The following is a 733-nucleotide window of genomic DNA, read 5'->3' as shown; positions in this document are numbered from 1 at the left end:
AACGCGGCCCAGGCAGGAAGGGACATCGACCGCATCTACCTGGTGATCGAATACCCTTTCGAGCTGATTCGCTGACGTCTTTACGGTGCCTGGGCTGGAAGAGAGTTCGAGGCGGCTAGGGGAGCTTGCCCGCTGGCGACCCGGACAGGGGCCGGCAGGATCGGCGCTGTGCTCACTGGTCCTTCGCCCGGGACAGTTCCTTCGCCCGCGCCGTCGATTCCGCCAGGCGTTCGCGCACCTCGGCCACGATCTGGTCGAAGCCTTCCTCGCTGTCGATCCGGCTCTGCGGGAAAACCACGATGCACGGATCGATGTTCGCGGGGTCGTAGACCTGCAGTTCGATATCGGTTCCGTTGGAGACGATTTCCGTCCTGAAGGGCTCGAAGGCGTGGCGCAGACCTTCGACGGATTTTTCTTCGGGCGCTGTCATGATGGCTTCTTCTGTCAGGAATGCGGGCGAAAGTGCCGGGCATGTCCTTTCGAGTTTTTCAGCCGTCGACGGTTCGGCCGACGGTGTTCCGGTCATCCGGATCATCGGGCGGCATCGCGCTGGTGGGCGTCGGCGAGGAGGGCGGCGGAAGCGTCGGCGAGCGCCGGGATTTTTCCAGCGGAAAACAAAAAGGCCTGCATCGCTGCAGGCCTTTCTGTTTTGTCGATTCGCTCGTTTCGAGCGTACCGACAAGAGTGGTTGCGGGAGCCGGATTTGAACCGACGACCTTCGGGTTATGAGCCC

At 62.2% G+C, this 733-nt stretch carries 2 protein-coding genes; both read right to left on the bottom strand.

The annotated features are described in order from the left end of the window. Positions 1-172 precede the first annotated feature (172 nt). Positions 173-535, bottom strand: coding sequence for a hypothetical protein (locus B3E91_RS13785; RefSeq protein WP_287029954.1), 363 nt, complete (start codon positions 533-535; stop codon positions 173-175). Continuing rightward, positions 489-733, bottom strand: a 245-nt coding sequence (locus tag B3E91_RS13780) for a hypothetical protein (protein ID WP_287029953.1), incomplete at its 5' end; no start/stop codon positions are given. The genes B3E91_RS13780 and B3E91_RS13785, both read right to left, overlap by 47 nt.

The organism is Pseudomonas sp. UBA6310, from assembly GCF_002438225.1.
Taxonomy (GTDB): Bacteria; Pseudomonadota; Gammaproteobacteria; order Pseudomonadales; family Pseudomonadaceae; genus Pseudomonas_O; species Pseudomonas_O kuykendallii.
The sequence above is the reverse complement of the archived record's forward strand: the minus strand, read 5'-3'. Positions and strand labels throughout refer to the sequence as shown.

Bases quoted from the DNA above. Each gene is read 5' to 3' on its own strand.
- B3E91_RS13785 (WP_287029954.1), bottom strand. From the start codon at position 535: ATGATCCGGATGACCGGAACACCGTCGGCCGAACCGTCGACGGCTGAA.